Source organism: Mycobacterium sp. (genome assembly GCF_040509115.1).
In the GTDB taxonomy this organism is placed as follows: Bacteria; Actinomycetota; Actinomycetes; order Mycobacteriales; family Mycobacteriaceae; genus Mycobacterium.
In genome coordinates this window covers 1-6,079 of the sequence record NZ_JBEVLO010000118.1, presented here as the reverse complement: position 1 = coordinate 6,079, position 6,079 = coordinate 1, and the positions used below count along the sequence as shown (strand labels likewise).

The window sequence follows — 6,079 nt, the reverse complement described above, 5'->3', positions numbered from 1 at the left end:
TGCCGCGGGCTCCGCCGGGCTCAAGCTGCCGGATCGAACCGCACGCGATACATCGTCGGCCATCGTTTACCGACGACGAGGAACTCGCCGCCGCCGGAGTAGGCGATGCTGCTGAGGATCTGCGCGATGTCGCGCGGTCCACCCGGCCAGAGGCCCGAGCCGTCGACGACCCTGTCGACCAATCCGGTGCGCGGGTCGATGCGGACGATGGTGTCCGTCGGCCAGACCACGGTCCAGACGTAGCCGTCGACGCACTCCAGTTCGTCGATGCCCCGCATCGGCGTGCCGTCGCGGGTCACGGTCACCGACCCCAACTCGGCGAGTGTGGTGGGGTCGTGGAAGCGCAGCACGGCGGAGCCGTCGCTCACGATCAGACGGTCCCCGTCCAGGCACACGCCCCACTGCTCGCCGGGGAAGGGGACTTCCCGGATCGGGGTCAGGCTTTCCCTGTCCCACTCGATCGCGACGCCGTCGCGGTAGGTGAGCTCCCAAATCCGGTCTCCGACCACGGTGATGCCCTCGCCGAAGTACTTCGGCGAGATCGGGACGTCGCGCAACACCTTGCCGGTCGTCGGGTCGACCTGGCGCAGCCCCGAGGTGCCCCACTCGCCGGTCGACTCGTACAGCGTCGGCCCGTCGAACTCGAGGCCCTCGGTGTATGCGCCGGGGTCGTGCGGGATCTCGGCCAAGACCGTCGGCGTGGTCACCGGAACGAGGGGTTCGGCGGACGCCGTGCCTGCGGTACACCCGATCAACAGGGCCGCCGCAGCCCCGACCGCGAGCGAACGGGCCTTGGCCGGACTCTGGTGTCGATCCTCTGCTGCCATCAACAAGTTCTACCGCACGCACCGAATCCGAAGCGGCCCAACGCGGATCGGTACAGTCGTGCCGTGCTTGACGATCCCCGAGAAGACATGCCCGACGACGAGCTGGACGAACTGACGGATGACGAGGCCGAACTGACCGAGCAGGACGTCAACGGTCGCACACTGTCGATCCGCCGGGCCGACGGCGAAGAGATCGTGAACATCCAGGCCACCGGCGACGAAGAGTGGAGTGTGCACCTTCAGCCGGGCGGGGCCATCCGCAACGCCTTCATCGGAACGCGCGGCGAGACACCGGTCTGGCTGAATACGTGGGACCGGCAGATCGAGCGCGACGAGGACGGAACGTACGTCATCCGCATCGATTGATGGGGCTCACGCCGGGGCGTCCGACGGCGCGGGTCCGACGAGCAGTTGAGCGATGACAGGAGCGGCCCAGCGACTGAGTTCCTCACGGCTGATGGTCGCGATGGGTGGGCTCGCGAGGATGTACCTGGTGGTGGCCAGCCCGATCACGAAGGACCCCATCAACCCGATGCGCTGCAGCGGATGGTCAGCCACGGCGGTGAACAACTTGGGCGCCACCTGCCTGGCGAAGACCTCGCGCAGCGTCGTCGCCGCCACCTCGCTCGTCGTCGCCGCGCGCAACAGCGCCACGAACGTCTCGTCCTCCTCCCACACGGCGAAGAACCGCGGGAGCAGGATGCCCGCCACCTCGTCGGGGTCGACGTCGGAGAGGTCGGGCAGCTCGATCGTGAAGTCGACGGCCGCGGCGAACAATTCCTGCTTGCTGCCGAAGTAACGAATCACCAGCGCCGCATCCACGCCGACGTCGGCAGCGACCGCGCGCAGCGTCGTGCGCTCATACCCCTTGGCGCCGAAGCGGGTCCGGGCCGCCGCGAGGATGTCGGCCCGGGTCTGGCTGGCGTTGCGGTCGCGCGTGGTCGGCGTACTCACGACGGCGCCGGCCCCACCAGGAGCTGCCGGAAGATCGGCGCGGCCCACCGGCTGAGTTCGTCGCGGCTGAGCTCGGCCACCGGCAGACCGTCGAGAACGGAGCGGGTCATGGCCAACCCGATCACGAAGGCGTCCAGCAGCGCGATCCTCTGCTGATCGTGGTCCGGGGTGGCGGCCTTCAACGTCGGCGCGACATGCTTCGAGAGTGTCGTGTTGAGGGTGCCCGCGGCGACCCTGCTCGTCATCGCCGCCCGCAGAAGTGCGAGGAACGCCTTGTCGTCTTCCCATACCGCGAAGTACCTCGGCAGCAGCATGCCCGCGATGTCATCAGGGGCGGCGTGGGAGATGTCGGGCAGCTCGATCTTGAACTCGGTGGCCGTGGCGAACAGGTCCTGTTTGCTGCCGAAGTAGCGAATGACGAGCGCAGCGTCCACGCCGACGTCGGCGGCGATGACCCGCAGGGTGGTGCGCTCGAACCCGTCGGTCGCAAAGCGGCTGCGCGCCGCCGACACGATGTCGGCGCGCGTCTGGTCGGCGTTGCGAGGCCTTTTCGTGCGCATCCACCCGACTCTATGTCAGCCGTTGTTGACAGCGGCCGCGGTGGTGCACGCGTCGTCCACCGCAATCCTGCGTGGTTACTGACAACGCGTCGCGATCGGCTCCGGTGCCGCTGACGTGGTGTTACTGTTCGCGGCGCTGACCGCGCTGCACCACGGGTTTTCGTGTTCACGGGGTTTGCCCGACGACCGAGCGGCAAGACTGGAGCGCATGGCCATGAGAATGACTCCTTGCACGGCTGGCGTGGCGGCCGTGATCGCCGTCGTCGCATTGACCAGCGCCGCGTGCGGCGGTGGGCCGTCCGCGTCGTCGTCGGGTTCCCCATCGACGACGTCGTCGCAGTCGCCACGGGCGTCCAGCTCGGAGAGTACGGCCCCCGTCGACTACACGACCCTGCTGATCGCGGCGGAGGACATCCAGATCCCCGACGAGATCTTCACGATGTCGCAACCACAGGCGAACCCCGGCGGCGCGAACGGCGCGGCCGCGTCCTTCGACAACGAGGGCGGCACCCGCACGATCAGCGACTCCATCATCGTCATGCCCGACGCCGCCGCCGCGAAGACCGCGCTTGACGGGGGAGTGGCCGCACTGAATCTGTCGATCGCCGAGCCCGCCCCGGAGCCCGCCGCAGTCGGCACCGAGGGCGTCATCGCCTCCGGGCCCTCCCCGGATGGTTCGAGGGACGTGACGGTCGTGACCTTCTTCCGGGGCGCCGCGTACGTCGTGATGGAATTCGACAGCGCCGCAGGCGATCCCGTGCCGGCGGACATCGCAGTTGCGTTGGCGCAGAAGCAGGCCGACGTCATCAAGGCCGCCCTCGGTTGACGGCCACGACCACGACGCAGGCCCATGAGTCCGCCGCGGGGGCCGAGCATTCGAAGCTCGTCACTCCGGTAACGTCTGTCTCCGGTGTTGGCGAAAATGGGGTGCGTACAGACGTCGCCGGTGCGTAGCCTCCGATCGATGTCCACCACGAAACCATGACCACCACAGAGGTTCGGTCGGGACCACACACGCCCACCGGGCGCGAGGGCAGCGGCGACCAACTCGACCGCACCGTCGACTGGCGCCGGTTGTGGCGACCTCTCACCAGCATCGCCCTCATCGCGATGGCGGTCGCCGCGACTCTGCAGTCGTTGGGCACGGTCGTCATCGGTCGCTTGGCAGCCAATCCCGTCTGGCCCACCGTCGCGGTTCTCGCGGGATGCCTGCTGGGGTACGCCCTGCTGGACACGTTGGGACGCACGATCTGGGCGGTGATCGCCGACCGTGCCGAGGGCGAGCTGCGCGGCGACTTGCTGACGTCGGCCCTGAGCCAGCCCCTCGACCGGCTGTCGGAACAGGCCGTCGGCGAAGTCCTCGACCGCGTCGACGACGACACCCACGAGATCGGATCGCTGGTCCGCCTGCAGCTGTGGGACGCGATGCGCACCGTCTTCGCCACCTTGCCGATGTGGATCGTCGCGGGACTGACCTGGTGGCCGGCGTGGATCGTCTTCCCCGTCGTCGGCCCCGTGACCTTCCTGGTGATCCGGCCGCTGCTGCGCCAGCTGAGCGCTCGCAAGGTCGTCGAGGAGATCGCCTGGACCGAGCATGCCGCGGCGATGGAAGAAGCCATCGCCGCGCGAGATGACTTGCGCACCAGCCTCGGTCAGCCGTACGTGCTACGGCGCTGCGCCGAGCTCTCCAGCAAGATCCAGAGCAGGGTCCGCGCCGTGGTTGCCGTCGAATCACGGATCACGATCCGCGCAGGCGGTCTGCTGCACGCGCTCCTCGGCGGTGTGCTGATCGCAGGTGTCGCGTTGGTCGCCGACGGGGACCTGGACATCGCGCAGCTGATCACCCTCTTCCTCGTCAGCGCCACGCTGGTCAACGAGATCGCCCAGCTCGCCCGTCAGCTTCCCGAACTCCAAGCGGGCATGGGTGCCGTCATCCGCATCCGCGAGCTCCTCGGCAGCGAGCCGGAACCCGGTGGGGGACAAGACCTGCCCCCCGGACCCGTCGACATCGAACTGCGCGACCTGCACTTCGCCTACGGCGAGGGGGTCTTCGCCCTCGAAGGGATCGACCTACGGGTGGCGGCCGGTTCCACGTGCGCGCTCGTCGGCCGGACCGGTTCGGGCAAGTCGACGCTCGCGTCGCTGGTATCGCGTGCGGTCGACCCCGAGCGTGGCTCGCTGTTCCTGGCCGGGGTCGACGTGCTCGACTTCGACCTGCAGCAACTGAGGGCGTCGGTCGGCGTGGTCACCCAGCGCACCGAGATCCTCGCCGGAACATTGGCCGAAAACGTCGCGCTGTTCGGCGACCTGCCTCGCGAACGGGTGCGCGCCGCCGTCACCGAACTCGACCTCACCGACTGGGTGGACAGCCTGCCCGACGGCCTCGACACGGTCCTTGGTCCCGGCGGTACGACGCTGTCGGCGGGTGAGGAGCAGCTAGTGGCGTTCGCCAGGTTGCTGGTCCGCGCCGTCCGCGTCGTCATCCTCGACGAGGCCACGGCACGCATGGACCCGCTCACCGAGTCCAGGGTGGTCCGGGCCGCGGACCGACTGCTGACCGACCGGACGGGCATTCTCATTGCGCACCGCCTGTCCACCGTCGCACGTGCCGATCGGGTCGCCGTTCTCGACCGCGGCCGGATCGTCGACGAGGGTTCGCGCGCCGACCTGGAATCCCGGCCGGGGCCGTTCCGTCGACTCCTCGACGCCGCGGAGACCGATCACGCCTCAGAGCGGACGCAGGAGGCGCCGGGCCCGCCGAGGGTTGGCGAGGACACCGCGATCGGCGGCGCCCGACGTCAAGGACCGCCACCCGAGATGCCGGACGTCGACGGCGGCCCGAGCCTGGCCCGCGGAATCGCCCGCATGGTGCGGGTGCACCCCTCCTGGGGGCTGATGGGCAGCGCACTGTTCATGCTCACGGGACTGCTCGGCGCGACCGGCGCCGTCAGCGGCTTCGTGTGGGGACGACTCGTCCAAAGTCTGCGCGACGGCCACACGCCGGTGTTGCTCACCGTCGCGGCGGTGGTCAGCATCGGCCTGGAACCGTTCGTCCTGGCCTGGGCCATCCGCCGGTTCGTGCCGTGGTGGTCGGTGTGCTCGCTGCGGATCAGGATGACGGTGCTCGACGCGCAGACCAAGCAGCATCGGCTGGCCCGTACGCCGCCGGGTGAAGTGGTGTCGCGGGTTCTGGACGCCGACCGATTCCTCCGTTACGCCGACAACTGCAACGACGTCGTCAGCGGGCTGATCGTCGTCGTCATCGCGTCGTTTCTCGGCGGGACGGCCATCGCGGGCGCCATCCTATTGGCCGTAATGGTCGCGGCGGCAATCGCTTCGGTGGCGGGGCGGCCGATGGCGGGGCGTTCGGCCGCCGCGGCCTCGCAGACCCGTGCCGAGTTCGGCCGGTCACTGGTCTCGGCGCTGGAGTGCATGCGCACCGTCAAACTCGCCGCCGCAACGGAGGACGTGCGAGCCCACCTCGATCGCGTCGACCGCGGCCGGGTCGGCGCTGCGGTTCGCGAACACCGCGTCCAGTCGGCACTGTTCGGAGTGCCGGTCGTCATGGTGCAGCTGGGTGTCGTGGCGGCCTGGATCGTCTACCTGCTCGACGGATGGAATCTCGCTGCCGCGCTGTTGGTCTCCGGCGCGGTGGCCGGCTTCGACTACTTCGGCAGCGTCGCCGGGGCGGTGGTCACCGACGCGCCGGGAACGCGCGCGTGGCAGCAGGCCACCAGC

6 protein-coding genes are annotated in these 6,079 nt (G+C 69.3%); 3 read left to right on the top strand and 3 right to left on the bottom strand.

Translation table 11 applies throughout. The features are described 5' to 3' along the window. Window positions 1-20: 20 nt before the first annotated feature. On the bottom strand, window positions 21-827 hold the full coding sequence (locus ABW137_RS09290; protein ID WP_526399129.1) for a glutaminyl-peptide cyclotransferase: 807 nt from the start codon (window positions 825-827) through the stop codon (window positions 21-23). Window positions 828-890: 63 nt separating this feature from the next. Between ABW137_RS09290 and ABW137_RS09285 the strand changes: the two genes are divergently transcribed. Further along, window positions 891-1,193 (top strand): hypothetical protein, encoded by a 303-nt coding sequence (locus ABW137_RS09285; protein ID WP_526399127.1) that lies wholly within the window; start codon window positions 891-893, stop codon window positions 1,191-1,193. Between the two features lie 6 nt (window positions 1,194-1,199). Here ABW137_RS09285 and ABW137_RS09280 read toward each other — a convergent pair whose 3' ends face one another. After that, window positions 1,200-1,781: a TetR/AcrR family transcriptional regulator gene (locus ABW137_RS09280; RefSeq protein WP_526399125.1), complete on the bottom strand. Its 582-nt coding sequence runs from the start codon at window positions 1,779-1,781 to the stop codon at window positions 1,200-1,202. Continuing rightward, window positions 1,778-2,341, bottom strand: a complete 564-nt coding sequence (locus ABW137_RS09275) for a TetR/AcrR family transcriptional regulator (RefSeq protein ID WP_526399123.1) — start codon at window positions 2,339-2,341, stop codon at window positions 1,778-1,780. The genes ABW137_RS09280 and ABW137_RS09275 overlap by 4 nt, the downstream gene beginning before the upstream one ends. Window positions 2,342-2,555: 214 nt before the next feature. On the opposite strand from ABW137_RS09275, the gene ABW137_RS09270 reads away from it, so the two are divergent. Continuing rightward, window positions 2,556-3,167: a hypothetical protein gene (locus tag ABW137_RS09270; protein WP_526399121.1), complete on the top strand. Its 612-nt coding sequence runs from the start codon at window positions 2,556-2,558 to the stop codon at window positions 3,165-3,167. Between the two features lie 155 nt (window positions 3,168-3,322). Next, window positions 3,323-6,079, top strand: a 2,757-nt coding sequence (locus tag ABW137_RS09265; RefSeq protein ID WP_526399119.1) for an ATP-binding cassette domain-containing protein, incomplete at its 3' end; no start/stop codon positions are given.

What these genes read in the sequence shown, in the direction of transcription:
- ABW137_RS09270 (WP_526399121.1), top strand. Translation starts at nt 2,556, where the DNA reads ATGAGAATGACTCCTTGCACGGCTGGCGTGGCGGCCGTGATCGCCGTC.
- ABW137_RS09275 (WP_526399123.1), bottom strand. Translation starts at nt 2,341, where the DNA reads ATGCGCACGAAAAGGCCTCGCAACGCCGACCAGACGCGCGCCGACATC.
- ABW137_RS09290 (WP_526399129.1), bottom strand. Translation starts at nt 827, where the DNA reads ATGGCAGCAGAGGATCGACACCAGAGTCCGGCCAAGGCCCGTTCGCTC.